At 57.9% G+C, this 25,587-nt stretch carries 24 protein-coding genes, 1 tRNA gene and 1 pseudogene; 8 read left to right on the top strand and 18 right to left on the bottom strand.

All coding sequences use genetic code 11. The features are described 5' to 3' along the window. Positions 1–38 precede the first annotated feature (38 nt). Both P9L99_04260 and P9L99_04255 read right to left on the bottom strand, forming a co-directional pair. Positions 39–1,547 (bottom strand): hypothetical protein, encoded by a 1,509-nt coding sequence (locus P9L99_04260; GenBank protein MDP8222549.1) that lies wholly within the window; start codon positions 1,545–1,547, stop codon positions 39–41. 211 nt (positions 1,548–1,758) lie between these two features. Beyond that, the gene (locus tag P9L99_04255) at positions 1,759–2,016 is read right to left on the bottom strand and encodes a helix-turn-helix domain-containing protein (GenBank protein MDP8222548.1); all 258 of its coding nucleotides are present in this window, start codon (positions 2,014–2,016) and stop codon (positions 1,759–1,761) included. Between the two features lie 389 nt (positions 2,017–2,405). Here P9L99_04255 and P9L99_04250 point away from each other — a divergent pair, with 389 nt between their 5' ends. Next, positions 2,406–3,674, top strand: coding sequence for a site-specific integrase (locus tag P9L99_04250; protein ID MDP8222547.1), 1,269 nt, complete (start codon positions 2,406–2,408; stop codon positions 3,672–3,674). A 42-nt stretch (positions 3,675–3,716) separates the two neighbouring features. Here the strand turns inward: P9L99_04250 and P9L99_04245 are convergent. The 9 genes from P9L99_04245 to galU all read right to left on the bottom strand — a co-directional run bounded on the left by P9L99_04245 (position 3,717) and on the right by galU (position 13,612). Beyond that, positions 3,717–3,793 (bottom strand) — tRNA-Pro (locus P9L99_04245). Positions 3,794–3,849: 56 nt separating this feature from the next. After that, on the bottom strand, positions 3,850–4,512 hold the full coding sequence (gene rpe / locus P9L99_04240) for a ribulose-phosphate 3-epimerase (protein ID MDP8222546.1): 663 nt from the start codon (positions 4,510–4,512) through the stop codon (positions 3,850–3,852). 1 nt (position 4,513) lies between these two features. Then, positions 4,514–5,845, bottom strand: coding sequence for a 16S rRNA (cytosine(967)-C(5))-methyltransferase RsmB (gene rsmB / locus P9L99_04235; protein MDP8222545.1), 1,332 nt, complete (start codon positions 5,843–5,845; stop codon positions 4,514–4,516). Continuing rightward, positions 5,846–6,769, bottom strand: a complete 924-nt coding sequence (gene fmt / locus P9L99_04230) for a methionyl-tRNA formyltransferase (protein MDP8222544.1) — start codon at positions 6,767–6,769, stop codon at positions 5,846–5,848. 3 nt (positions 6,770–6,772) lie between these two features. Then, the gene (gene def / locus P9L99_04225; protein MDP8222543.1) at positions 6,773–7,303 is read right to left on the bottom strand and encodes a peptide deformylase; all 531 of its coding nucleotides are present in this window, start codon (positions 7,301–7,303) and stop codon (positions 6,773–6,775) included. Then, positions 7,304–8,944 (bottom strand): ATP-binding protein, encoded by a 1,641-nt coding sequence (locus P9L99_04220; protein ID MDP8222542.1) that lies wholly within the window; start codon positions 8,942–8,944, stop codon positions 7,304–7,306. Positions 8,945–8,956: 12 nt separating this feature from the next. Then, positions 8,957–10,132, bottom strand: coding sequence for a diguanylate cyclase (locus P9L99_04215; protein ID MDP8222541.1), 1,176 nt, complete (start codon positions 10,130–10,132; stop codon positions 8,957–8,959). Positions 10,133–10,199: 67 nt separating this feature from the next. Then, positions 10,200–12,743, bottom strand: coding sequence for a primosomal protein N' (gene priA / locus P9L99_04210; protein ID MDP8222540.1), 2,544 nt, complete (start codon positions 12,741–12,743; stop codon positions 10,200–10,202). Further along, positions 12,740–13,612, bottom strand: a complete 873-nt coding sequence (galU, locus tag P9L99_04205) for a UTP--glucose-1-phosphate uridylyltransferase GalU (protein ID MDP8222539.1) — start codon at positions 13,610–13,612, stop codon at positions 12,740–12,742. Before galU ends, priA begins: the two co-directional genes overlap by 4 nt. A gap of 216 nt (positions 13,613–13,828) precedes the next feature. Between galU and P9L99_04200 the strand changes: the two genes are divergently transcribed. From P9L99_04200 to rfaE2, 4 genes are all read left to right on the top strand, one after another. Then, a complete protein-coding gene (locus P9L99_04200) occupies positions 13,829–14,803 on the top strand; it encodes a hypothetical protein (GenBank protein MDP8222538.1) in 975 nt (324 codons plus the stop codon). Between the two features lie 112 nt (positions 14,804–14,915). Beyond that, a complete protein-coding gene (locus tag P9L99_04195; GenBank protein ID MDP8222537.1) occupies positions 14,916–15,224 on the top strand; it encodes a hypothetical protein in 309 nt (102 codons plus the stop codon). Further along, entirely contained in the window at positions 15,221–16,270 is a 1,050-nt protein-coding gene (locus P9L99_04190; protein MDP8222536.1) for an OmpA family protein, read from the top strand. The genes P9L99_04195 and P9L99_04190 overlap by 4 nt, the downstream gene beginning before the upstream one ends. Then, positions 16,267–16,752, top strand: a complete 486-nt coding sequence (gene rfaE2 / locus P9L99_04185) for a D-glycero-beta-D-manno-heptose 1-phosphate adenylyltransferase (GenBank protein MDP8222535.1) — start codon at positions 16,267–16,269, stop codon at positions 16,750–16,752. The genes P9L99_04190 and rfaE2 overlap by 4 nt, the downstream gene beginning before the upstream one ends. A gap of 34 nt (positions 16,753–16,786) precedes the next feature. Here rfaE2 and P9L99_04180 read toward each other — a convergent pair whose 3' ends face one another. From P9L99_04180 to P9L99_04160, 5 genes and pseudogenes are all read right to left on the bottom strand, one after another. After that, positions 16,787–16,942 (bottom strand): zinc ribbon domain-containing protein, encoded by a 156-nt coding sequence (locus P9L99_04180; GenBank protein MDP8222534.1) that lies wholly within the window; start codon positions 16,940–16,942, stop codon positions 16,787–16,789. A gap of 135 nt (positions 16,943–17,077) precedes the next feature. After that, a pseudogene (nifU, locus tag P9L99_04175) lies at positions 17,078–17,437 on the bottom strand (Fe-S cluster assembly scaffold protein NifU). 40 nt (positions 17,438–17,477) lie between these two features. After that, positions 17,478–17,927, bottom strand: coding sequence for an Rrf2 family transcriptional regulator (locus P9L99_04170; GenBank protein ID MDP8222533.1), 450 nt, complete (start codon positions 17,925–17,927; stop codon positions 17,478–17,480). Positions 17,928–17,957: 30 nt separating this feature from the next. Beyond that, positions 17,958–19,187, bottom strand: a complete 1,230-nt coding sequence (locus P9L99_04165) for a cysteine desulfurase family protein (protein MDP8222532.1) — start codon at positions 19,185–19,187, stop codon at positions 17,958–17,960. Between the two features lie 145 nt (positions 19,188–19,332). After that, entirely contained in the window at positions 19,333–19,965 is a 633-nt protein-coding gene (locus P9L99_04160; protein ID MDP8222531.1) for a TetR/AcrR family transcriptional regulator, read from the bottom strand. Between the two features lie 260 nt (positions 19,966–20,225). Between P9L99_04160 and P9L99_04155 the strand changes: the two genes are divergently transcribed. Next, positions 20,226–20,723, top strand: a complete 498-nt coding sequence (locus P9L99_04155) for a flavodoxin (GenBank protein MDP8222530.1) — start codon at positions 20,226–20,228, stop codon at positions 20,721–20,723. Between the two features lie 121 nt (positions 20,724–20,844). On the opposite strand, the gene P9L99_04150 is transcribed toward P9L99_04155, so the two are convergent. Further along, complete coding sequence (locus P9L99_04150; protein MDP8222529.1) at positions 20,845–21,279, bottom strand: hypothetical protein; 435 nt, start codon at positions 21,277–21,279, stop codon at positions 20,845–20,847. A gap of 52 nt (positions 21,280–21,331) precedes the next feature. Then, entirely contained in the window at positions 21,332–23,044 is a 1,713-nt protein-coding gene (locus tag P9L99_04145) for a M3 family oligoendopeptidase (protein MDP8222528.1), read from the bottom strand. Between the two features lie 346 nt (positions 23,045–23,390). On the opposite strand from P9L99_04145, the gene P9L99_04140 reads away from it, so the two are divergent. Together P9L99_04140 and P9L99_04135 are read left to right on the top strand one after the other, a co-directional pair. Continuing rightward, positions 23,391–24,398, top strand: a complete 1,008-nt coding sequence (locus P9L99_04140; protein ID MDP8222527.1) for a hypothetical protein — start codon at positions 23,391–23,393, stop codon at positions 24,396–24,398. A gap of 32 nt (positions 24,399–24,430) precedes the next feature. Then, positions 24,431–25,534 (top strand): hypothetical protein, encoded by a 1,104-nt coding sequence (locus P9L99_04135; GenBank protein MDP8222526.1) that lies wholly within the window; start codon positions 24,431–24,433, stop codon positions 25,532–25,534. Positions 25,535–25,587: the final 53 nt, after the last annotated feature.

Genomic DNA, 25,587 nt, shown 5'->3' with positions numbered 1-25,587 from the left:
GCCTTAGCCCTTTTGCGATGACGTCGCCCTGCGAGGCGCTATGACGTCACTGGCACGGGCGGCGGTGCACGACTTTGGGACGAACTGCCGTCCATCGTTGTCGTACGTCGCTCCTCCCCGTCGGCGCAGATGAGGCATATCCTGACGGGGAGTGATACGGGCGTGATCCACGCCCACAGACGATACCGGTAGACGTGTCGGCGGCAACAGCCGTTTTGTGTATCGGTCTGTTGCGCGACCTCAGCTACCGTGTACATCCGAGCCTCGGCGTATGATCGACGAGCCGCCTCGATGTCCTGCTGGAACCGTAGAGCCGCGCCGAAAATCGCCTCGCGCAGCATGACGGCGATCTCACGGTCATCAGAGTATGGCAAGATGCCCAAGACGTCCAAACGCCGAAGGTCGGCGTCAAGCATTTCTGGGTTATTGGCGTAAACGGTGGGCAAATTCTGTTGCAATTCGGGAAAACTGGTCTTTCTGCAAGCGGTCAACAGCGTCTGAAGACGCTTCTTGATCGATTCCTGATGATCTGAATACTTGATGATCTCGTCGTCCGAAAACGAAGGATCGGCCACGTTATGAATGCCGAGTTTTTCTTCCAGGAACCAGTTGGCCGCGACGAAAAAGTCGAAATGGTGAATGACATTTTTCAGCGTTCGGCGCATCCCGACGGGCAGGAATTTTGCGACTGTTGCCCCACCTAAGGATCGGAATTCCAACCTCATGACCCGCGTGCAGAGGGTCTGGCGCTCCACCCAGTCGTCGTCCGGTTTTTTATCTAAACGGTACGCAACGATTGACCAAAAGTCCTTCGCTTCCTTTTTCCGGTTTGGATTTGGCCGATGGGTTGAAACCATACCGATGCCGGTTCTTTTCGCTCCTTGCAGGGGAAGCGGGAGGGCTTTCTTCTTTGGAATCGAACAGTCCCTATAACCACGATACTGCCGGAGATCATCGAGAAACCGGATGACCCGTTGGGACTCACGCTCGCTTTTAATCAGCACCTGAACATTGAAGTCGAATCTGCTGACCGTACCGTATTCAAGAATCTCTGTATTGCGTAATACGGCCAAATGGGGTTCTAGGCGATCCGGTAGGTCGAGCAAGTCGTAAGGGTCGGTGGGGAGCCAGTTGAACGGCGTACCTGAAAGAATTCGAGGTACTTCAAACGAGCAAAGGTTTACGCCATCTAGTTTGCCTTCTTTGTAATACGTGCATCTGACCGCCATGCCCTTTGTGTTGTAGTAGACTTTTCCCTGTTTGCCAGTGACCCAATTCGGCTTTCCGATGTTGCGTGAATGCCATCCATCCTGTTCATGGAGCCGGTTGTGCGGGATCGGGCCCTGTTGGATAGAGGTTGTATCGTCGGGGTTCAAGTGGCGGTCGTTATCACAAATGCTCATCGTATCGACGGACATCGCGGACACCCGACCATCGAGGCCGACATGCCGGTGTGAGCAGAGGAAGGGTATCGGTGTGTTGTCAACAACACCGGACTTTTCCTCTGTCTTTTTGCCTAATGTAGGCGTATTATCGTCTTGTGACAAAGGGATGCACCCTTGGTTGCGCCGAAAAGGACTTGTAATCCGATGTGTTGGCCGACTCCGCCACAGATACATTCAACACAAAACGGCACTACAAGGCTTCCTACTTCGGACTATCCACGATAGGGAGTTCGGCCGACGGCCGAACTCCAAAGCCTCATCGCAGAATTGAGAGCGTCGCTCGAACTAATCCCGAGTACGAGCGACGCTCTTACTAATTTTTCGCTTCAACACTGCCGCCATTTTCAGCTTTACCCCAGTCTTCCTCTGAGTAGCGACTCATGGCATCTTTCACTTCGGGCACATGCTCAATTCCGAGATGCCGCACTACGTCAACAAGGGAAAATCTGTAAGATTTTCCAATCTTTACGCACGGCAACACACCCTTTCTCGCAAGGAAAGTGATCGTGTTTCGTTTCATGCCGAGCAAATCGACTAGCACCTCTGGCGGCTGCAATCTCCGCAACGTCATCTGAACCTCCTTGGGATCATCTCAAGCGTGAATCATCCTTCCTATAGCTTATCTTCGGCATGTGCTTCCTATCCTCGTCGCAGACGAAATTCGGGATTTCGTCGTCGCTGGTAAGTTGAATTAGAAGCCGAATTGACCGCGAGGACAGCCGAACGTGAGCGACGAACGCAACAACCTCAAATCATTTGATCCGACGCAGGACCGCTTCCTGACGGCAGATGAGGTTGCCGAGATGTTCGGACTTCACGTGAAAACCGTCCAGCGATTGTCGGCCAAAGGCCAGCTTCCAGGCGTCAAGTACGGACGATCCTGGAGGTTTCGATTATCGGATGTGTTAGAGTGTCACCGGCAACGAAGCGTTGGTGGCTCTCGCGGAAAGGAGGAGCAATATGAAACGAGAGCCAGAACCAAGAGTAATGCGCCTCAAGGGGGGCGGCTGGCAGGGACGGTTTTGGTACACGAACCAGAGCGGAGAAAGGATTCGCTTCCGCCGTCGGATTTCTTCAAACGGGACAAGACGAGAGGTCGAGATGCAGGTAGCTGAACTGAAACGACAAGCTGACCGTAATGGTTTCGTACCTGGTCACAACGATCCAGTACCTGAACCCGAGGTGGAGCAGGTCTTCACGTTCAGCGGATTTGCCGAAAAGTTCTTCAAGAACTATGTGCTCGTGGAAAATAGTCGTAGCGAACAACGAAACAAGGAAAGCCATCTGCGAGTCCATCTTGTTCCGTACTTCAAGGACACCGACATCCGTCTTATCGACGGTGAGATGATCGCCGGATTCAAGGCCCACATGAAGAAGAAAGTAAAAGCGGGGCCGCCGAAGGCGAAGAAGAAGAGGTCAAGAAGAACGGGAAAACCTGTAAGCGAAAACTCCATCAACAAACACCTTGGAACCCTTCGGAAGATGCTGAACGTCGCCGAGGAATGGGGCTACCTAAAAGCCATTCCGAAGGTGAAGGCTTTCCGGTTGGAGAAACGCGATCCCGACTGGTACTCAATCGAGGAACGCGAGCTTTTTCTTGCGACCTGTGAACGGTACCGACCCGAATGGTACTGCTTTTTCATGGTGGCGTTCCACACAGGTGCCCGCATGGGAGAGCTCGCAGGCTTGAAGTGGGAGGACATCCAGTTCGCCACGAAGATCATCCGCATCCGGCGTACTCGTGATCGAGAGGGAAACGAGAAGTGCCCAAAGGGTCGTCGATCTCGTACCGTCACGATGAATTCGGTCGTGTATGAGGCATTGATGGCCCACCGACATCTCGATGGTGAGTATGTGTTTCACAACTCGGCAGGGACGAAACTGGACATCAACGGCGGCTATAAGGTCTTCAAGTGGCTGTGCAGAAAAGCCGGACTTCGAGCGTTGCGACGACACGACATCAGGCACTCATTCGCGAGCAACATCGTCGCCAAAACCGGCAACCTCATCGTTGTTCAAGAAGAACTGGGGCACACGGAGATCAGCACGACTCGGATTTACGCGCACATCGCCCCTTCAACCCGCCATGAGGCGTTGGAATCCATCGTAGTGCCGAAGGAGCCGCTTGAGGTATGGCAGCAGAGGTTATCTTGCGATAAGACTGGCAAGAAAGTGGCAACGGAGGTGGCAACGGAGCCTCCGCGCCTCAAAATTGCCAAGAATGAATAACAAAAAGGCCCGCAAGTTCAATAACTTGCGGGCCATCAGGTTTGGTCGGGATGACTGGATTTGAACCAGCGACCCCACGGTCCCGAACCGTGTGCTCTACCAGGCTGAGCCACATCCCGAAACGGGCAACATTGAATAGTGGAATTCCACTACGTTGTCAAGGATTTTTGTATCGTCAGCCGATGCCCGCCGTCGCCTCGCGCATCGCGTCGATCGGGGCGGCGTAATCCTCCTGTGAGAATACGGCGTTGCCGGCTACTACCGCGCCGCAGCCGGCGGCCGCAATCCGCGCGATGTTGCCCGGCCCCACCCCGCCGTCAACCTCGATGATGACGTCGGCACGCCCGGCGGCGTCGAGCTCTTTCCTCATCTGCTTGATCTTATCCAGGGTCTGCGGGATGAACTTCTGGCCGCCGAATCCCGGGTTAACGCTCATGATCAGCACTAGATCGATATCCTCGAGTACGTGCGTCAGCGTCTCGGGCGGTGTCGCCGGATTGAGACTGACGCCCGCCTTCTTGCCCGCCGCCTTGATCTGCTGAATCACCCGGTGCAGATGCAGGCAGGCCTCTTGGTGCACGGTGATGATGTCGGCACCCGATTCGGCGAATTCCTCGACGTAACGGCCCGGTTTCTCGATCATCAGGTGCACGTCGAGCGGCAGTTTGGTCACAGCGCGAACCGCACGAACGACCGGCTGCCCTATCGTGATGTTGGGCACGAATGCGCCATCCATCACGTCGATGTGAATCCAATCGGCGCCGGCTTTTTCCACAGCCGCGACCTCCTCGGCCAGGCGCGAGAAATCAGCCGACAAAATGCTCGGTGCGATGATCATGTCACCTCCTCACGAAACGGGCCGCGTACATTCCCTCGGTACCCGTGCGCGACGGTAAAGACTGAAAGGTGCCGTCTTCTCGAAGAAACACATCATACCGCGGAGCGAAGTCGCGGCGCAAATCGTCCAGCTCGAAATCATCGCGTTCGCGCAGGAAGAAATCGACGACGCCGCTGGTTTCTTCCCGCGTCAGCGTGCAAACTGAATACAGCAGTGTGCCGCCCGGGCGCACGGCGTCGGCGGAGTGGAGTAGAATTTCGCGTTGTACCTCGGCCAGACGCGAGGGGTCGGTCGGGCCGAGACGCCATTTGAGTTCGGGTTGCTTGGCTAACGTGCCGAGCGACGTGCAAGGCGCGTCAACCAGAACGCGATCGAAACCCTCCCCGATCTCGGCTTTCTTCCACGGCACGTTGGCATCGCGCACCTTGGCGGCCACGTTGCCGATTCCCATCCGCTTGACGTTGCTGTTGATCAGACGCAGCCGGTTAGGCCGCACGTCCAACGCCAGCACGCGACCGCCCGGACCCACCAACTCCGCCACGTGTGTCGCCTTGCCGCCGGGCGCCGCACAAACGTCGAGCACGCGTTCGCCCGGTTGGGCGCCGGTCAACTCGCCGACGAGTTGCGAGGCTTCGCTTTGCACGGTGAGCACACCCATCGCGAAGAGCGGGTGCCGGAGTGCCGGGCCGATTTTTTCCACGACCACGCCCCACGGCGAATAAGGCGTCGGGGCCGCGCCCGCTTCGGTCAACTGCTCGATAACCTCGTCGCGGGACTTGCTCGACAGATTGACGCGCAAGACGGCCGGCGGCGTGTTTTGGTTGACGCGCGCCAAGGCCAATGTCTCGTCGACGCCGAACTGCTTTTCCCACATGTCGAGGATCCACCGCGGGTGCGAGTGCAAAATTTCGGCTCGACTCAACGGGTCGTTCGTGCGCGGTTTCGGCCGGTTGCCGCGGTCGCGCTGCAACCGCCGCAAGACGGCGTTGACCAAACCCGCGGCGCGTCGCGGTACGAGCGCAACCGACTCGCTCACCGCTGCGTAGTCAGGCACGCGGTCAAGAAAAAACAGTTGGTAGATGCCGAGGCGAAGCGCGTCGAGCACCCGTAGTTCCATCTTGTCCGCCGTGGTGTGCGAGGCCTGATTGATCAGCCAGTCCAAATACGTGCGATGGCGTAGGACGCCGTAGGTCAACTCGGTGACCAAGGCTCGATCGGCATCCTGGAGGTCGGTTTGATTCAACTCGCTGGATAGCGCCAGGTCCGAATAGGCGTTGTCGAAGTGAACCCGGCGCAAGACGCGCAGGGCGATTTCGCGGGCGTTGTTCGCCAACTAGGAATCCCCCAGACGGTCGCCGACCGCGAGCTTGACGCCGTTTAGAAAAGCCGCGGCGTCCATCGCCTTTTTCCCCTGCAATTGGAGTCGATCCAGCCGCAGCAAACCAAGCCCCGTACCGACCAGCAGTTCCTTTTTCGCCCGTACGATCTCGCCTGGCGCTCCTTCACCCGGCACCGCCTCGGCGGTGAGGATTTTGAGGAGCCTCTCGTCCAGAAAAGTAAAGCCACCCGGCCAGGGCGACATGCCGCGCAAATGATTGACCAGTTCGGTTGCCGGCTTGCGCCAATCGATACGGCCCTCGTCTTTGGAGAGCATGGGCGCGTAGCTGGAGTCGCCGTCGTTTTGCGGCACGGGTTCGATTTGCCCCGCGGCCCATTGCCGCAAGGTGTCCAGGATCAGCGGTCCGGCCACGGCGGCCAGCTTTTCCAGAAGACTACCCGTAGTGTCGTCCGCGGCGATCGGCACCGACCGCTGGGCAAGCACCGGGCCGGTGTCGACCCCCTCGTCCATTTTCATGATGGAAACACCGGTCACCGATTCGCCGTTCACGATCGCCCAATTGACCGGCGCGGCGCCACGGTAGACTGGGAGCAGACTGGCATGGGCATTCAGGCAGCCCAGCGGCGGGGCTTCCAGCAGCGCCGGACGCAGGATTTTGCCGTAGGCGGCGACGATAATGACTTCGGGCTTTTCCGCGATGATTCGCTCGCGGGCCTCGTGGGTGATTTTTTCCGGCTGGAACACGGGAATATCGGCGGCTTGCGCGGCGAGTTTCACGGCCGGGGCCATCACCTTCCGGTTGCGGCCCGCAGGGCGATCCGGCTGAGCGACGACCAATGTCGGTACCAAGCCCTCGGCGATCATGTACTGAAGAATCGTGGCCGCGTAGGGCGGCGTTCCCATGAAGATCAATCGCATGGACTAACCGTTGGCGACTTCCTGCTGCTGTTGCTTGAGCTTTTTCAGCCGCTTTTTCATTGCGCTCCGTTTGAGCGCACTGATGTGATCGAAAAACAACGTACCGTTAAGGTGGTCGATTTCGTGTTGAAACACGACAGCCAGGAGGTCTTCGGCTTCATATTCCACCAGGTCCCCGTCCAGATCCTGCGCTTGTACGACGACGCGTTGCGCCCGCAGGACCTCGGCGCGTTCCTCCGGCAGGGAGAGGCAGCCTTCCTCCATCACGAACTCGCCCTCGGTCTCCACGATCTTCGGGTTGATCAACGTCAACAGGCCGGTGAGTGACTCGTTTTCGTCGTCGCGCACATCGATGACCGCAACTTGCTTGGCGACACCGACTTGGTTGGCCGCCAGGCCGATGCCGGGCGCGGCGTACAACGTTTCGGCCATGTCCCGCGCGAATTTACGCAAGTCTTCGTTGAATTCGGTAATGGATTCCGCTTTCTCCCTCAGAATCGGGTCGGGATAGGTGTGGATGCCCAGTAGCGCCATTTACTCTTCCTCGTTTCTTCCCGCATCGTCGTTGAGTGGCAATTTCAGATGGAACGTCGAGCCGTTTCCCTGTTCACTTTCGACCCATAGACGTCCTCCGTGGTCTTGGACAATACCATAACTAATCGACAACCCCAGTCCAGTGCCCTTGCCGACTTTTTTCGTCGTGAAAAAGGGGTCGAACACGTGCAACAGGTCGTCGTCGGCGATGCCGGGTCCGTCGTCGGCGACGGAAACTTGCAGCCAGTCTCCCACGGCACGCACCGAGATGACGATTCTTCCCGCGCCTTCGAGGGCTTGGATCGCGTTGTGCAAAATATTCATAAAAACTTGATTGATCTGGCCGGGAGTGCAAATGATCGGCGGTACGTTGCGGTAATCGCGTTCGATGGTAATGCGATCCTTATACTGGTGGTGCAAGATCTGCAGTGTCGACTCGATGCCCTCGCAAACGTTGAATTCCTCGCGCTGTCCGCGATCCATCCGCGAAAACGCCCGCAGATTTTGAACGATCTGCTTCATGCGTGCCGCGCCGGTGCCGATGTTGCGAACGATCGTTTTCAAGTCTTCCAAAATGTAATCGTATTCGTAACTTTTCTTGAGTTCGTCCAAGCGCTCGCGATTACCTTCGCCCAGTTCGAGGCGTTCGAATTCCTCCAACATGCGTCGCAGACGTTCCACGTTTTCCTGCAGCAGTTTCTGCGATCCGGCGACAAAATTAAGCGGATTGTTGATCTCGTGCGCAACGCCCGAAACCAGCACGCCGAGCGAGGCCATTTTTTCCGCGTGGGCGCGATGGATTTGCGCCTGCTGCAATTCCTCGTAGGCGCGGGCGAGTTGCTCATTGGCGCGGCGCAATTCGGCATTGGCCGCCGCCAACTGCCTCGACCGGATTTCCACGTTGCGCTCCAACTTGATGCGTTGCGTGGCATCACGCGCCAATTCCAGCCCGGCGATGATCCGCCCCGTGTGGTCGCGGATCGGGCTGCCGGTCGATTCGTAATACAAGAGGTTGCCGTGTTGGTCGTACACGCGCCGAAGGCTGTGGTGTACCTCGCCCGTGAGCATCGCCTGTCTGACGGGGCACCCCGGGCACACTTCTTTCTTGTTCTCGTATACCCGGTAACATTTGTCGCCGACGTGATCGCCGAAAATCTTGCGCATCGTATCGTTCATGAAAACGATGTTCATGTTGGGATCGACGATGCTCACGCCGTCGCCGATGCCGCGTAAAAAGGCTTCCAGTTGTTGCTTTTCGGCGGTGATCTCGCTTTCCAGATGATCGCGAACGATGTTTTCTAACTCGTTGCGCCGGCGATCGATGACTGCGGCGACACGTTCCAAGCCGTCCCATAATTCCAGCAATTCGGGATCCAGGTTCGCCGGCGGCTCGACCGCGTTCACCCTGCCCCGCGCGATACTCTCAAGGCGTTGCACGACCATGTTCCATCGCCGTACAACGCCCCGCGTGTAATGGAGGCTCGCGAGAAAAAACAGCAGGAAGGTGGCAAACAGGGCGGCGACCAGCCAGAAGTCCACGTTTCCGCCAACGACGAACGAAACCAACACGAGGAGCCCTGAAATCGCGGCCAGTGCGGCGAACCACAAAACAATCTTGCCGGTGATCGGGAAGGATCTCATCGCGTTATTCCGCTAGGGCGAGATGACCACAATGCGGTCGCGTCCTTGTTGTTTGGCGTCATACATGGCCTGGTCGGCCAAGGCGATCAGGCTCTCGCGATCCTTCGCCTTGGCGTGCGGGAAGAAAGCGATGCCGATACTAACCGATTGCTTCACTTTGTTGCCATTGGGCGCATAGAAGACGTAGTTTCGCAGGTCAAAATGTATCCGTTTGGCCAAGAAAGACGCCCGATCAATACCTGTATGCGGCAAGATAACGAGAAACTCGTCGCCGCCGTAACGCGTGGGCAGGTCGGTTTCGCGGATATTTCGGCGAATGATCTCGGTGGCGGTTCGCAGTACCGTATCCCCGAACAGGTGTCCGTAGGTGTCGTTGATTTCCTTGAAGTTGTCCAAATCGACCATCAGCAACGAGAGAAAAAGACGATACCGCTTCGCGCGGCCGATTTCACTGTCGAGGACCGTGTTCATATGCCGGTGGTTGTAGAAACCCGTCAGACCGTCGGTGATGCTTAGTTGCGCCAGCTTTTTGTTAGCCGCTTCAAGTTTGAGGTTCTTTTGGTTGATCTCTTCCTGCGCGTTGATGAGTTCGAGGTTGGCGTGGGCGAACTTTTCGCTCATTTCGATCGCCAACTCCCGTTGTTGGAGATACTCATCGGCCAGATTCTGAATCTCCGCTTTCTGGAGCGCCAGTTGCTCGTTTGCGTGCTGCAACTCGTCGTTCTTTTGAATCAAATCAGCGGTCAAGCGGCGGTGGCTGACCAAGAGGTCGTAGCGTTCCAACTCCTCAATGACCATCTGCTTGATATCGTCCGGGTCCCAGGGTTTCGTGGCGAAGCGATGTACCTTGCCCCGGTTGATCGCATCGATCGCCACCTCCAGATCGCCGAAGCCGGTCACCAGAATGCGCCCCACGTAAGGGTGCGATTCCTGCAGAATCGCCAATAACTCCGTGCCTTTCATGCCGGGCATTTTCTGGTCGGTGATAACCAAGTGGATTTCTTTGGTTTGCATCAGCTCGAGAGCTTGTTCGGCCGTGCTCGCTTTAAAGATTTTATTGCCGCGGCGCAAACTCGCGGCCAACAGGTCGAGATTTTCCTCTTCGTCGTCTACGATAAGGATATGGTGTTGACCGTCGCGGCCGCGATCGCCGGAAAGGCGTTTTTGTAGGTCGTCAACCTGCTCCATCCCGAACAGCCCCCCTCTGCAATCTTAGGGTAACAGGTTAGAAACCTTGCTGGCAAGAGAATCCGGACTACATCACCGCCGCGGGATCTATATCCAACCGGAAGGTGCCGGCGGGGAATTTCTCCCGCCCGAGACCTCGTAATAACCGAGCCGCCAACTGATGCAACCCCGTCGCTTTCTTCGCCTTAATCAATAGATTCCAGCGATATTTACCGTGCACGCGGTGCAGCAGCGCGGGTGCCGGCCCCAACAACTCGGCTCCCTCGATATCGCCCCGCCGCGTGATCTCGGCCGCCACCCGGCGCGTCAGAAGGCACGCGTCGACGCCCATTCGGGAGTTTGGCGTGACGATTTTCAACACGGCAAGTCGCGCCGCGGGTGGGTATTGCAGCGCCTCACGTCGTTTGACTTCCTCTTTGAAAAACGCGTGGAAGTCATGCTTTGCCGCCGTGGCGACGGCGTAGTGCTCGGGCTGAAAGCTCTGCAAAACAACCCGCCCGGGGCGATCGGCCCGCCCGGCCCGTCCCGCGACCTGGCTGATCAGCGAAAACGCCCGCTCCGCCGCGCGAAAATCCGGCATCATTAACGCCGCGTCGGCATCCACGACGCCCACGAGAGTCACGCGGGGGAAGTCGTGCCCCTTGGCCACCATCTGCGTGCCGACCAGAATTTCCGCTTCACCGGCTGCAAAGGCCGAAAGCACCTTGTACAGATCGTGTTTGCCCCGTACGGCGTCGCGGTCCAAGCGGGCGATCGTGGCGTTCGGCAAAAGCTTGCCGACTTCCTGCGCCAGCCGCTCGGTGCCCATGCCGCCATAAAAGAGGAACGGCGACGCGCATTTCGGGCACGTCTTGGGCGGCTTTTGGACGTGCTCGCAATAATGGCAGCGTAAGACGTCTTCTCTTTCGTAGTAGGTCAAGGAAATGTCGCATAGCGGACAGACAATCGGTTCGCCACACTCGAGGCAAAACAAATAGGTGGAAAAACCGCGACGGTTTAGAAAGAGGATCGCCTGCTCGCCCGCTTCGTGGGTTTCGGTCAGAGCTTGAGCCAGGGCGGTCGAGAGTACACGTCGTTCGCTGGTGAGCAAGCGCTGCTCGCCTTGCTCTTCCTGCTCGGCTTCCTTTTTGGGCTTGCGCTCGCGGCGTCGCCATTCCATTTCCTGACGCATATCCACGACGTTCACGACGGGCATGGACGCGCCGGTGGGGCGCCGCGTCAGTTCGAGCAATTCGTACCGGCCGGTTTGGGCGGCGGAGTAGGTTTCCAGACTGGGGGTCGCCGACCCGAGCACCACGGGGCACCGGTGCATCGTGGCCAGCTTGAGGGCCATGTCGCGGGCGTGATAGGGCACGCCGTCATCCTGCTTGAAGCTGTGTTCGTGCTCTTCGTCCACGACGATCAGCCCCACTTTTTCGAAGGGCGCGAAAAGGGCGCTACGCGCGCCGACGACGACTTTCGCCTCGCCGCGCTGCATGCGACGCCATTGGTCGTAGCGCTCGCCGTTGGATAAGCCGCTGTGATAGGGGGCCACAACGTTGCCCAGTCGGGCCATGAAACGGCCCAGGAACTGAGGTGTCAGCGAGATTTCGGGCACGAGTACGATCGCGTTCCGACCGGATTCCAACACCCGCTGCGTCAGCCGAATGTAAATTTCCGTTTTGCCCGATCCGGTTACGCCGTGCAGGCAAAAGGCTCGATAGGCCCCCTGCTCCATCGTTGCGCCGACGCGGTCGATCGCCGTTTGCTGCTCGTCGGTGAGCTCCACCTCCTCCTTTTTCGGCTCCACAAGCTCGCCGCCGATAGCTCGGTAGACTTCGCGATCGGTTGCCTCGACCACGCCGGCCGAGACCAGCAGGTTCAGCGTCGGCCGCGGATTGTCGACTTCGTCCTTGATCTCGCCGAGGCTCGCCCACGCGCCCTTGTCGGCCAGGAAGCGAAGTAGCCTCTCGCGTTTTTCCGACCGTCGCGACAACATTCCGATGGCGTCGTCGAGGGCCAGCTTTTCCGCCAGACGCCAGCAGGTTTCGTACTTGCGCTTGGCGGTCAACGGCGAGAGTCGATACCGTTTCTCCAGCCACCCCCAGCGCACAAGCCGCTGTGCCTCGCGATTGACTTGCCGCTCCAATCGCGCATCCAACGCCGCGACGGTCAGTTCCTCGCCACCGGCCAGCGCCGCCACGATGCGGCGGTCGATATCGTCGGTCAGCGACGAGCGAAGCGCCTTCTTGCCCGCCGGGGTGATCGCCAACACTTGCCGGCTGCCGCTGAACAGCCCCGCCGGTAGCGCGGTGCGAAGGACCTCGCCAAGTGGCGCGAAATAGTAGTCGCTGATGAATCGATAGAAAGGAATATGGCTCGCGACGAAAAGCGGCTCGCGGTCGGGTATGTCGGCCACGTCGCGCAGTTCGATCCCCTCGGGCGCGCGGTCGGGCAGCGACAGGATAAAGCCGGTCACCATTTTCCGCTTGCCGAAGGGGACCTGAACCCGCACGCCGACTTTCGCCTCGGGGCGCAGTTCCGGCGGGACGCGGTAGTGGAACGTGCCGGATACGGGCAAACCAACCGCGACTTCCGCGATGGAGCCGTGGTCTTCCGCCCGCTTGGTCATTCGCTCCCCAGGATACGACGCATCAACACTTTGAGTTTCGCGGCCAGTTCGGGGTCTTTCATGCCGAGGCAAAGGTTCGCTTCCAGGAACCCGTAGATATCACCCGCGTCGTAGCGGTCGCCGGCGAATTCGTAGGCCAGGATTTGGTTGCTTTGGTTGAGCGTGAGCAGTGCGTCGGTGAGTTGAATTTCGCCGCCGACGCCCTTCTGCGTCCGCTCCAGAATGCCGAATATCTTGCCCGGCAACACATAACGGCCGATGATCGCGATGTTCGACGGCGCGTTTTCCTTCGGCTTCTCAACCAGCGAGCGACATTTCCAGACGCGCTCGGCCACGGGCTCGGGTTCCGGATCGATGATCCCATAGCGATGCACCTTGTCTTCCGGAACGCGGAAGGCGGCGATCACGGGCGCGCTGTATTTCTCGGCGACTTCCATCATCTGGCCGATGCATGGAACCTCGGAGTCAACCAAGTCATCGCCCAGCAACACGGCGAAGGGTTCGTCACCCACGAAGTTTTTCGCCGTCAACACCGCGTGGCCCAACCCCAGCGCCTCTTTTTGGCGCACGGAGTGAACTTCCACCATACGGCTGATTTCTTCGACGATCGCCAAGCGCTCGTGGTCGTTCTTTTCCCGCAGTGCGGCGACCAAGCCGGGTTGAATATCGAAATAATCTTCAATCGACGACTTGCCCGAGGCGGTAACGAACACGATGTCCTTGATGCCCGCGCGCCACGCTTCTTCCACAATGTAATGAATGCTTGGGCGGTCGACGATCGGAAAAAGCTCTTTCGGAATCGACTTCGTCGCGGGAAGAAATCGCGTCCCGAGCCCCGCCACCGGAATCACGGCTTTGCGTACTTTCACGTTCGCTCCTTTCGCGTAAACCGGCTTGTTTTCTAGAGGTTATGTTCAGCGAGCTTGCTTGGCTAAACACTAATGCCCAGGCCGCCATGTGTAAAGGCGGCTCCCGCCCCGGCCACCGCGCCCAAAGCGATTGAACCGCCGGGGTTCCATCGTTGTCTGTTTTGACAAGGCACAGCAAATTCGCTAGCGTGCCTGCCGATACCTTCGAGGATTTTGATGAAAAGAACTTTGATTCTCCTGGCAGCCTTCGGGCTACTGTTGGCCGCCTCTAATCCGGCGCATGCCTTTCGCTATTGGGGTGAGAAACCCCTGGCGATGGGCGGCGCGTATTCCGCCGTCGCCGACGACGTCAACACGATCCACTGGAACCCGGCCGGATTGGCGTTTTTGAACGAACGAAAACAAATGGGCTTTCTGTTCAATTACGAGCGATATCAGCACAGACTTGGCGACTACCAGTTTCTGTACCCAGAAGAATTCGAAGACGAAAACGGTGACGACGATTTCGGCGGCGACGTCTTTTTCAACGACGAAACCAACGTCGATCTCGATAAGCATATGGCCCGCGATTACCTGCACTTCGCCCTCGCCGACGGCTACGTTTGGCCTCTCATGACCGTCGGCATCGCCTTCACGGGCCTGAATTTCCCGATGCACACTTTCAGTGAAGGGTCCGACTACGAAGTCGATTTGGCTATCGCCAACAACATCGCAGGCATTTTCTCCTGGGGCGGCAACTTCAAGTATTTCGACGTGCACGAAGAATCGGCCGGCGAATTCGATATGGACCTGGGCATTCTGCTCGACGCGGTGGGCATCATCGGCGTGGGCATTGTCGGCCGCAATCTGCTCGGCGCCGAGGATGAGATGGTCGTGCGTCGTGAAGTGGCGCTGGGTGTGGCCGGCCACGCCTTGGAGTACGCGACGATCAGCGTGGAAGGCACCAAGGTGTTCGACGTTGTGGATGTGCCGGGAACCTTCAATTTCGGTGTGGGAGTCGAGGGCAAGCCGGCCAAAGTGCTGGCCCTGCGTGGCGGTTACAACTGGGACCAGGTCAGCAGTACGCGCGCTTGGTCGCTGGGCCTGGCGTACGTCGACGGCTTCGGGGCCCTGGGCGGCTCGTTCCAATCCGATGTCGATGAAGTGAAAAACATCGGTTTTTCCTTCGACTTGTCACTGTATTTCCCTTAAAGGCCGGTTCGTTGCGCCGCAGGGCCGCCCGGCTCGTAGCTTGCGCATCCTCTTGCTTCCCCTTGTTTGAGCCTGTAGCTTAATGGCGGACTTTCGAAAAGGTGCCGGGAGATTGCCGAAACTCATTGCCCTCACTTTAGCTACGTTGCTGCTGGCTGCGCTCATCGTCGGCTGTGCGACGGTGACGCCCAGGCCGGAGATCAGTGAAAGCCAAGTCAAGAAAACGCTCGACGCCGCGCGTTTCTCCGGCGCCGAACTCAAAAGTCCCTATGAATTCTACAGCGCCGAGTTTTATTACCAGCGGGCTATCGCCGAGCGATCGCAAGGAAATCTTGCCACGGCGCGGAAAAATCTCCAAAAGGCCTATGAAATGGCCCGAACCGCGTACGAAAACGCCCGCAAATTCCGGAAGGCCAAGTGATCCGCGCTTTTTACCGACTTCTGCCGTTGCTGCTCGGCGCCTTGGTGCTGCTGAATGCCTGCGGCGCCGCCAAGCATCCGAAAGTCGACCCGATGCGCAAACAACTGGAATCCGCGCGGGAACGCGGCGCTCCGTTTTGCCATCCGCGCGAATTCGCCGCCGCCGAAGCCTACCTGGATTTCGCGGCAGAGTCGTACGAATTGGGTAACCGCGCCCAAGTCGACGAACTGTTGGCCCTGGCAAAAGAAAACCTCGCCGTGGCTAGTGCGGACGAAGAAATGTGCCAATCCGACTTGGACGGCGACCGTGTCATCGACGTTCATGATGACGACCCGTATCGCGCTGAAGACTTCGACGGTTTTGAGGATGAGGACGGCGCGCCCGAAGACGACAACGACGGCGATGGTTTTCTCGACGGCGAAGATCGCTGCCCGCAGGATCCCGAAGACTTCGATGACTTCGAAGACCATGACGGCTGCCCCGACAACGACAACGATTACGACGGGGTTCCTGACGATAAGGATCTGTGTCCCGGCGAGGCCGAAGACATCGACGGCTGGGAAGACGACGACGGTTGCCCCGATTCCGACAATGACAACGACAAGTTTCCCGATTCGGAAGACGCCTGCCCCGACCATCCGGAAACCATCAACGGATTCCTTGACGACGACGGCTGCCCCGATCAATTGCCCAAAAAGCGGAAATTCATCGCCCTGCCGCAGGTCGATTTTCTCGGCGGCACGGTATACATGACCGGAGCTTCCAAGGCGAGTCTCGGCCGCTTCGCGACCAAGCTCATGAAGAATTCGGAGTTGCACGTACGCATCGAAAGCCACGCCGCCGGGCGTCACGGCGACGAGGAAGCGTTGGTAGTCCTGACAAAACAACGCGCCGAAAAAATCAAACAAGTGCTGGTCGAATTCGGCGTGCTCGAGACGCGCTTGAAGGCGCTGGGATTCGGCAGTTCGCGCCCGATCGCGGGTACCGACACCTATGCCGGACGCCGCAAGAACGAACGCATTAACTTCATTATCTACCTGCCATGAACGATCCTGAACGAAAAATCCATTCGCTGGAGACGTTGCTGCCTCTGCTTGCCGAGCACCGCAAGAATGGCGAGCAAATCGTGTTCACGAACGGCTGCTTCGATATCCTGCACGTCGGCCATGTGCGCCTGCTCGGTCTCGCTCGCGCTACCGGCGATCGACTCGTGGTGGCGATCAACTCGGACGCGTCGGTACGCCGCCTCAACAAGGGCGAGAACCGACCGATTCACGGCCAGAGCGAGCGCGCCGAATTGCTGGCGGCGTTCGCGGCGGTGGACTACGTCACGGTTTTCGAAGAAGACACGCCGCTGGCAATCATCGAGCAAATCAAACCCGAGGTACTGGTAAAAGGCGGCGATTGGGGCCCGGACCAGATCGTCGGCCGGGACGTCGTAGAAGCCAACGGCGGTCGAGTTGTCCGCATCCCGCTTGTCGAGGGTAAATCGACGACGAATATCGTCAGGGAAATTCAGCGCGACTAACCAGGCCGCGCCCCGCCATCACTCACGATGACTTTTAGTGTTCCAGGTCCGCACCGCAACTCGGGCAGTCGTGCGCGTTTCTGGGAACGATGCCGTTGCATTGCGGGCAATGCGCCAGTTCGTGGCCGCAGGGTTCGCAGAGTTCGCTGTCGGCCGGAATTTCGGCGTCGCAATAGGGGCAGCAGGCCATACCGGACACGGCGCCGCAAGCCGAACCGCCCGCCTGGCCTTCGGTTTTGGCGGCGACAACTCCCGCGAAGCGTTCTGCGTACACTTCTTCCCGCGGTTTTTCCGGCCGGTCGAGCGTCGCGGCGATTTCCGGGTGGCGACTGAGGTAATCTTCGATGGCTTTGTGGAGCGCATCGGAGCCGAGATTGGAGCAATGCATTTTCTGTTTGGGCAGGCCGTCCAGTTCGTCGGCGACGTCGTTGCGGCCGATTTGCAGGGCTTCGACCAAGGTTTTACCGATGGCCATGGTGGACAAGATGCTCGAGACGGCGATGGCCGCGCCGCAGCCGAAGGTTTTGTATTTCACGTCAACGAGACGGCCGTCTTCGACCTTGATGTAGAAGGTCATCATGTCGCCGCAGACGGGGTTGCCTTCTTCGCCGATACCGTCGGCCTGCTCAATCACGCCTACGTTGCGCGGGTTGCTGAAATGATCCATTACTTTTTCGCTATACATGGCGGCTCCTCAAGCCTTGGCCGATGTCTTCGGCTCGTCGCTATATGTAGTACATCCCGGCTTCCGCGTCGGAAATTTCGACCTGCTTGGCGCGTAGTTCTTCCAACGTCACGTGCGCAAGTTCCTCGCGAATCAATACGCCGAGCTTTTCCCAGAGCGCGTGCGTAACACACTGCGTCTGCCGCGTGCAAATCTGGCTGTTTGTGATGCAATCCACCGGTTTGATGGGGCCTTCCAGAATCTCAACGACTTCGGAAACCCGGATGTCCTTGGGCTCGCGATTAAGAATGTAACCGCCGGATGCACCGCGCACGCTGCGAATCACGCCTCCGGACCGAAGCTGTGTAAACAAGCGTTCCAGGTAGCGTTTGCTGATCCCCTGGCGGTTGGCGATATCGCCCAACAAAATCGGACGGCCCGTCGAATTCATCGCCAAATCGATCAACGCCCGCAATCCGTATCGCCCTTTCGTAGAAATCTTAATCGCCATCATTTACCCTTTCGGCGTGAAAATCGCCGGTCAAGCCGGCGTCGTTAGCCACGTTTGATAGTCGAGCAGATCGGCGTCGGATAGACGGCCGTCGGCGAATGCGTCCTGCAACGGACTCATGTCGCGAAGGAACCCGACTTCTTTAGCAAAGGCGTCGGCAATCGTGTCGATCTCGTCCATCCGATTGCCGCGACCCAACGAAATGCGTATGCCGCTGTTACCCAACTGCTTGGAAATGCCCATCGCGCCCAGAACGTGACTGGGTTCCAATGTTCCCGAGGTGCACGCGCTGCCGGTGCTCACGCCGATGCCGTGCAGCATGGAGAGCTTCATCATCAGGCCTTCGCCTTCGACGAAATGAAAGAGCACGTGCAGGGTGTTCGGCGTACGGGGCGCGTGCTGCGAAGTGATGTAGATATTCGGAATCGTCTCCAGGAGTCGGGCCTGAAGCCTGTCGCGCATGGCCGCTAGGCGTTCGTTTTCTTCGCTCATGAGGTCCTGCGACAATTGCAGCGCCTTGGCGAACCCAACGATTCCCGGCACGTTCTCCGTACCCGCCCGGCGGTTGAACTCGTGGTGGCCACCAACCATGTGCGACCGGATGAAGGACCCGCGCCGGATGTACAGCACGCCGACGCCTTTCGGGCCGTAGATCTTGTGGCCGGACAGGCTCATGAAGTCGACGCCCAGTTCGTCCACATTCAGCGGGAACTTGCCGGCCGCCTGCACGGCGTCGGTATGGAACTGAATACCGCGTTCCTTGACCACGCGTCCGATCTCGCTGATCGGTTGCACGGCGCCGGTTTCGTTGTTGGCGAACATGATCGAAACCAGGATCGTGTCCTCGCGCAACGCCTCGCGCACTGTGTCAGCATGAATAACGCCGTCGGAGTCCGGTTTTACCCGGGTGATTTCGAACCCGGCGCGTTCCAGTTTTTGCACGGCCGAGAGGACTGCCGGGTGCTCGATCGCGCTGGTCACGATGTGACTGCCGCGGCGACGCAGTGCCTCGGCCACGCCGAACAGAACATGGTTATCGCTTTCAGTTGCACCGGATGTAAATATGACTTCTCGCTCCTCGCAACCAAGATGCGCGGCCACGATCGCCCGCGCCTCGTCGACGCCTTTTTTGGCCGGTGCCCCGAATTGGTGGATGGAACTGGCGTTGCCGAAGTGTTCGGTCAGATACGGCATCATGGCCTCGAGAACTCGCGGGTCTAACGGAGTCGTCGCGTTGTGGTCGAGATAAGTCGGCTTCATCAAGGTGTATTCCTTATTCAAATCGATAACCTACTTTTTTGGTAGGTTATTGCTAATATACTCATTATCCGGGCATCGTCAACACATAATCGCCTTACCCTACAGGTTTTGGTGTGTTTACTATTCAACTGTTATTGCTGGCTTTTTAGCTCCGGATGCCGTTGCGCACAACCGATAGGAGGGTATCGAGCCACCGGTTGATCTCATGATCGTCCATCTGGGATATTCCGATGGGATCCAGCGCGGCGTTGTAGAAAAATTCTTGGATGCGCGTGTTGAGCACGTCTATCAAGAAGGCCACGAGGGTCGGCGGCAGGTCGCTGCGCAATCTTCCGGCGTCGATTTCCTTCTCGATGGCGTCCAAATAGCGTTTGTCGATCCAAGTTATCCTCTCGGCGAGGAATTCGGCGAGCGGGAAGTTGGGCTCATTGACCAGCCTCATATAGGCTGCAAAGGCTTCGCGGTGATCATGCGTAAAGCGGATCATCTGCAATACCGACATTTTGAACAGGCTATAAATATCCTCTGGGTTCTTCTCGCCGACATGTTTTTCGAAGTGGGCTTTCCAATCGTCGAGCGCGATTTCAATCGCCCACATCGCCAAATCTTCTTTGCCCTTGAAGTAGTAGTGCAAGTATCCGTCAGCGACTTTCAGACGGCTGGTGATCATCTTGACGCTGGTGTGGTTGTAGCCGTTGGCGGCAAACAATTCCAGGCACACTTTATAGATTTTCGTCTTTTGCCGAGCTGATAGTTGCTCGAAGGGTTTTCTGGGCATGAACGTGTTCCCCGAAAATAAACTGGCGAATTCCTGTCGGTCAACATCCTGTTGAGAAGGCAAAACCTTACGCGAATCGTGCTGTGCCTGCAAGCATCGTGATTCGCCGGGCGTATCCGGATCAGCAACCACAAATCGCCGATCCGTGACTTGACCTTCTGGTATTGCGGTCGAATATTCTCGAAGTGGGCAATGATCGATGAGGTGACGCCTTTAGAAGCGTCGCCCCGTGATGCAAACTGATTAAAAAGGATTCTGTCATGACACGAGTGGGCGTTTTTTTCGGAACGATAACCGGCAATTCTAAACAAATCGCCGAGGCAATTGCTCGCGAATTCGGTAACGACGTGGCCACGGGGGACATCTCCGCCATCGAACCCATACAACTGAATGATTACGACTTGCTGATTCTGGGAACATCCACCTGGCACATCGGCGAAATCGATGAGTGGGACGACTTCATCGGACGCCTGGGCGCCATTCAAACCGCAAACACAAAGTTCGCGCTGTTCGGTTTGGGCGACCAGGACGATTACCCCGATCGCTTTCAAGGCGCGCTCGGACTTTTGTACGACCGCCTGCGCGCCCGCGGTGCGGAGATTATCGGAATGACTTCGACCGAAGGCTACTCGTTTACCGATTCCGCCGCACTGGTCGATGGGAAATTCGTCGGCCTGGCTTTGGACGACGACTCCCAACAAGACTTGACGGCCACGCGTATTCACAATTGGGTCGAGCAGCTAAAAGCGAAAATCTAAACCTGTCGCGTCGGCCCGCCGATCAATCAGCGACCGGATGCCATTAGCGTTATATTTCCTTTATTACAACTATTTGTATGGGTATATCTCAGGAAATACTTTAGTTCACGCGCGGGTTCGGTCAGCCGATGCTCGGCGTGGACATTCGCGACTCGTCATGCCGGCGCTTGGCACCTTCGGTCGGGGCTAGAATCATGAAAAGTGCTATCGACCACGCGACAAAAATAAGCAGAACCGGCAATTCCTCCCCCAGGATGATCAAAACCAGTCCGAAAATCGCCACTGCTTCCGCCAGCGCCCAACGAATGATGCAAAATTGCATGAAATTAAATTTCGGCCCGAATAGGCGGGGAGCAAGGAAATTTATGCAGGTGACCGCGAATGCCACGCCCAGCAGCGCGTATCGCATCACGGCGATGCCGTCGGGAGCCGCGGCGTCGGCGCCGTTCATTTGCCGCAAAAAGACGCCGATAACCGCGTAAGCCGCTACACTGCTCAGCAGCGCGAACCAGAGAATCCAGACCGTGGTTGGTGTCGGTTCCGTGTTCGTTTGCATCGTTGGTTACCTCGAGTTTGGCGTCTTTTCCTGCACCGGGCCGCTCCTGGGCTCAGGACTGTTCCAATTCTTCAATCGTGCCCGTCATCAGATCAACCGCCTCCTGCAACGTATTCGCATCGAAGGCGAAGCGCGCTCCGGCCGCGGCAAAGAGTTCCGGCAAAGACGCCGTGCCGCCAAGCGACAACGCCTTGCGGTAGGCCGCGATCGCGTTTTCCTGGTCGGCGAGCGAATTGCGCCAAACCAGCACCGCGCCCAGTTGGGCCAAACCGTATTCTACATAATAGAACGGGTAGCGATGGATATGCAGTTTGCGATGCCAACCGGTAACCTTCACGTCCTCGAAGCCGTCATAATCGACTCCCGGCATGAAGCGATCCCACAGTTCTCCCCACTTCGCGTCGCAGGCCGCCGCGTCGGTCGCCGCGTCGTGGTGCGTATAAACCCAATGCTGGAAGGCGTCGACAACCGCCATGTAGGGCCAGAAAAGCAGGTCTTTTTCCAGATGCTCGATGCGGGCGCGAGCCGCCTCCGCCGGGTCGTAAAAGCCGCCGAATTCCGCCGACAGATAGGGCCCGGCCAACAATTCCATCGACATGGAGGCTACCTCGGCGAATTCCATCGGCCCTTCTTTCTGCTGAGACAAGGGCAAATGGTTTGACTCAAACACGTGAAATGCGTGCCCGGCTTCGTGCAGCATCGTTTGGACGTCGTCGTGAATGCCCACCGCGTTCATGAAGATGAAGGGGTGCCCGGTGTGGGCGAACGTCGCGCAGTATCCACCTGGGGCCTTGCCTTTGCGATTGGGCAGGTCGAGCAGGCCTTCGCTTCGCATCGTGGCGAAATACTCCCCGAGTCGCGGGGCGACTCGGTGGAAGATCGTTTCGCACTTCGCGTCCAGTTCGCTCACGTCGGCGAAAGGTCGCAGCGGTTCTCGATGGAGCGGATCAACGGCCAGATCCCAGGGCCGCAATGAATCCAGATCGAGCTGCCGGCGGCGTTTCTCGTAAATCCGGCTCGCGGCGGGCACCACAACCTGTTCGATCGCGGCGTGGAAAGTCTCGCAATCGGCGGGCGTGTAATCAAATCGCAACAATTGTCGCCAACAAAAATCGCGGTAGTCACCGCATTGGGCGTTGGCTGCGAGAGTTCGCCGAAGGTTCATAAACCGCCGCCACAAGGCGTTGATCGCTTCGCGGTCGGCAAGCTGGCGCTGGGCCGAAAGGCGCCAGGCTTCTTCACGCCGGGTCCGATCGGAATCCTGCGCCATGGGCAGCAGTTGGCGAATCGTCAATTCCCGCCCTTCCCACTCGACGGTTTGCGCACCGACGATTTTGTCGTACTCGCTGGAAAGCTTTCGTTCGTCGGTGAAAAGCGGCAGGTTTTCACTGCGGAAAACCTCCGCCTCGGCCTTCATGTTTCGCAGCGGCGCGGCGAAGTTTTCCGGCTCCAAACCCGAGGCCAGGAATCTTTCCTTCAATTCCTGTGCGGCCTGGCGTGCCGGCGGAACGATGTGTTCGAGGAAATCGTTATACGCACGCTCGGCGTCTTCGTCGGTGGTATCGACGGTGTGCGCCACGTGCAGCCGCGAAAAGACTTCATCCACGCGATCCATCACCGCCGACCAATCGACCATCCATTGGTTCAAGCTATCGGCCGTCAGTGGTCGCTGGGCGAGTTCTTGATAAAAAGGTGCGAACTCGTCCCACGTCCAGTCAAGCATATCAATGACGCGCTCCGGCAATTTCGAATAATCGATACTCATCCCACACTCCTGCAAAGACATAATCGTTTAGTTCTTTGTAACAATGTCGCCCAAGTCTACTTTTTTCGCAAGGGCGATTCCGACGTGGCGGCTCGCATCGGCCTCGGCGGTCCGATTTCCGAACTGTGAGTATTTCCACAAATCGCGGGAGAGGCGACACGCGACACCCGATGGGAATCACTGGTTAAATCCGTCAAATATCTGATCGATATACCCGAAAAACCCTCGCCCCAGGTTCATCCAAGAAAACGTAACTAATTGATTTTATGGCTTTACATTTGGCACTCTCCTTGCTTTCCTTTCTATGTGGCGCGGAATTCCGCACCAACCGAGAAAGGAGCTTGCGATGCAACGGCATTATTTTCTAATCGTTTTTGTCGCCTTGCTGACGCTCGCCTTTGCGGCGCCGGCTACGGCGGAAACATTTGTCATTTTTCCCATCAAGGCTTCGGCCAAATATCGCAACGACGCGCGGGTGATGACCAAACTGCTGCGCAACGAACTGGAAAACCTGCCCCAAACCAAAGTCTACGGCACGCAGGGCGAATCCTGCTCAGACGTGGGCTGCGCCAAGCAAATCCGCAAGAAACGGGGCGTGGACGCGGTGATCGTCGGCGAACTGACGACGCTGGGCGGACAACTCACCTTGCTGCTGGACGCCGCGTGGGCCGATGAAGTGTACAGCTACGACACCGGCCTGGCGGATGTCACCGAGTTCAAGAAGCTGCGGGGCCGCCTCGCCAAAGCGATCCGTAATCGAGACGACTGGGCCGGCGGTCGCGGTGTGGATTCCGTGGCGCAGGATGAAACCCACCCCTATCGCAACAAAGTTCACGGCATGTGGAAGTTCGGTCTGGCGATGGGAATGGTGGCGCCGATGTCCGACACCTATCTGGGCGCCGACTACCTGATCGGCGGCAAGCTGGGCTTTCGGTATGAAATCGCCAACGTCGGTATCGAAGGCGCGGGCGGGTATTACGGCAGCAGCAACCTCGCGCACGGCTTGAAGGCGAGCGAGATACCCATTGAACTGGGCGCGCACTACTATTTCATGAACTCCGACATCTCCCCCTTCCTCGGGGCCAAATTCGGCGCGCACGCGATTTTCCTCGACCATCGCGACACCGACGACTACTACAGCGTGGATGATGACCGCCAAGACTACTGGATGTTCACCGTCGCGCCGTATCTCGGTGTGGAACTGCTGCGGACGCATACTTTCAACATCAATTTCCGTGCCGGATACCAGTACGGTTTCGTCAACTTCGACGAAGCGGACGCCGCGCCCGATGACGTCAAGAACGGCGCCCACGGGGTCTTCTTTCAGGTCGGCGTGACCTTCGGCGGCAACTAGCGGCTGATCGCATGAGACGCCGGAGCACGAAGATGAAACACACTTGGGCCATGCTGCTGACGATAACCGCGGCGCTGCTGCTGCCCGCGGGAGCGGCGCACGCCGCCAAAACTTTCATCGTGTTTCCCATCCAAACCACCGAGACCTACGAGCACGACGCCCGCGTGATGTCGCGCCTGCTGCGCAATGAAATCGACGCTCAGGATGACACAAAGGTTTTGGGCACGCAGGGTAAGTCGTGCAATTCGCTTAGCGCCGCCAAGAAAATTCGGCGGGCGCGCGACGTGGATGCCGTCGTGATCGGCGAATTGACGACACTGGGCGGAGAACTGCAATTGCTGGTCGATGCCGTGTGGGACGACGACGTGTTTCACTACAGCGAGCAATTGGAGAGTACGGGGGAATTCACCAAGATCGTCGGGCGTTTGGCCAAAGCCATACGCGACCGTAAAAGCTACGAGTCCGCGCGCGGCGTCGATTCGGTTTCCGAAGCCGAAATGTATCCGTACAAAAACAAGGTGCACGGCATGTGGAAGCTCGGCTTCGCGCTGGGCATGATCGCCCCGCTATCCGACACCTATCTAGGAGCGGATTATTTGGTGGGCATCCTGCCCCGCTTCCGCTATGAAATCGCGCAAATCGCCATCGAAGGCGAGACGGGCTACTACTACGCTGACCAAACCGCGGCAGGGTATTCGCTGGGCGCGATACCGCTGGAGATTTCCGTCCATTACTATCTCATGAATGCGGACATCTCGCCTTTTCTGGGTGCGACGTTCGGCGCGCACCTGCTGTTCACCAATCCGAGGACGGAGGAAAAGCAAAGCTCCGTCTACACGAATGAGACCTCCTCAAGCTTCGAATACGACGACACGTACTGGTTGTTCAGCATCGGGGCATATGCCGGAATCGAATTGCTGCGTACCCATACGTTCAACGTCAACCTGCGAGCGGGGTATCGGTACGGTTTTGTCGATTTCGGCGACGCCCTGATCGGCACCGACGCGACCAACGGCGCGCACGGCGTGTTTGTGCAGATCGGCGTCACGTTCGATCTGCCGACCGCGTCGTACAAAAAGCATCACCACGACCGCTACTATCGTTATAGGAGGCCCTCGCACTATCGACGATATTAGCCTTGCCAAACAGGGTGGTTTCCGTGTTTAACTTCGAAACGCAAAGGAGATCA

Origin of the sequence: Candidatus Lernaella stagnicola, assembly GCA_030765525.1 — a bacterium.
Lineage (GTDB): Bacteria > Lernaellota > Lernaellaia > Lernaellales > Lernaellaceae > Lernaella > Lernaella stagnicola.
This window is presented reverse-complemented; position numbering and strand designations above follow the sequence as displayed.

Excerpts from the sequence above, each read along its gene's own strand:
- fmt (MDP8222544.1), bottom strand. The coding sequence starts at position 6,769 with ATGCGATTGATCTTCATGGGAACGCCGCCCTACGCGGCCACGATTCTT.
- def (MDP8222543.1), bottom strand. The coding sequence starts at position 7,303 with ATGGCGCTACTGGGCATCCACACCTATCCCGACCCGATTCTGAGGGAG.
- P9L99_04140 (MDP8222527.1), top strand. The coding sequence starts at position 23,391 with ATGCAACGGCATTATTTTCTAATCGTTTTTGTCGCCTTGCTGACGCTC.
- priA (MDP8222540.1), bottom strand. The coding sequence starts at position 12,743 with ATGACCAAGCGGGCGGAAGACCACGGCTCCATCGCGGAAGTCGCGGTT.
- P9L99_04135 (MDP8222526.1), top strand. The coding sequence starts at position 24,431 with ATGAAACACACTTGGGCCATGCTGCTGACGATAACCGCGGCGCTGCTG.
- P9L99_04150 (MDP8222529.1), bottom strand. The coding sequence starts at position 21,279 with ATGCAAACGAACACGGAACCGACACCAACCACGGTCTGGATTCTCTGG.
- P9L99_04220 (MDP8222542.1), bottom strand. The coding sequence starts at position 8,944 with ATGAGATCCTTCCCGATCACCGGCAAGATTGTTTTGTGGTTCGCCGCA.
- rfaE2 (MDP8222535.1), top strand. The coding sequence starts at position 16,267 with ATGAACGATCCTGAACGAAAAATCCATTCGCTGGAGACGTTGCTGCCT.
- rpe (MDP8222546.1), bottom strand. The coding sequence starts at position 4,512 with ATGATCATCGCACCGAGCATTTTGTCGGCTGATTTCTCGCGCCTGGCC.
- P9L99_04170 (MDP8222533.1), bottom strand. The coding sequence starts at position 17,927 with ATGGCGATTAAGATTTCTACGAAAGGGCGATACGGATTGCGGGCGTTG.
- P9L99_04165 (MDP8222532.1), bottom strand. The coding sequence starts at position 19,187 with ATGAAGCCGACTTATCTCGACCACAACGCGACGACTCCGTTAGACCCG.
- P9L99_04215 (MDP8222541.1), bottom strand. The coding sequence starts at position 10,132 with ATGGAGCAGGTTGACGACCTACAAAAACGCCTTTCCGGCGATCGCGGC.
- P9L99_04160 (MDP8222531.1), bottom strand. The coding sequence starts at position 19,965 with ATGCCCAGAAAACCCTTCGAGCAACTATCAGCTCGGCAAAAGACGAAA.
- P9L99_04180 (MDP8222534.1), bottom strand. The coding sequence starts at position 16,942 with ATGGCCTGCTGCCCCTATTGCGACGCCGAAATTCCGGCCGACAGCGAA.
- P9L99_04155 (MDP8222530.1), top strand. The coding sequence starts at position 20,226 with ATGACACGAGTGGGCGTTTTTTTCGGAACGATAACCGGCAATTCTAAA.
- P9L99_04145 (MDP8222528.1), bottom strand. The coding sequence starts at position 23,044 with ATGAGTATCGATTATTCGAAATTGCCGGAGCGCGTCATTGATATGCTT.
- P9L99_04250 (MDP8222547.1), top strand. The coding sequence starts at position 2,406 with ATGAAACGAGAGCCAGAACCAAGAGTAATGCGCCTCAAGGGGGGCGGC.
- P9L99_04255 (MDP8222548.1), bottom strand. The coding sequence starts at position 2,016 with ATGACGTTGCGGAGATTGCAGCCGCCAGAGGTGCTAGTCGATTTGCTC.
- P9L99_04200 (MDP8222538.1), top strand. The coding sequence starts at position 13,829 with ATGAAAAGAACTTTGATTCTCCTGGCAGCCTTCGGGCTACTGTTGGCC.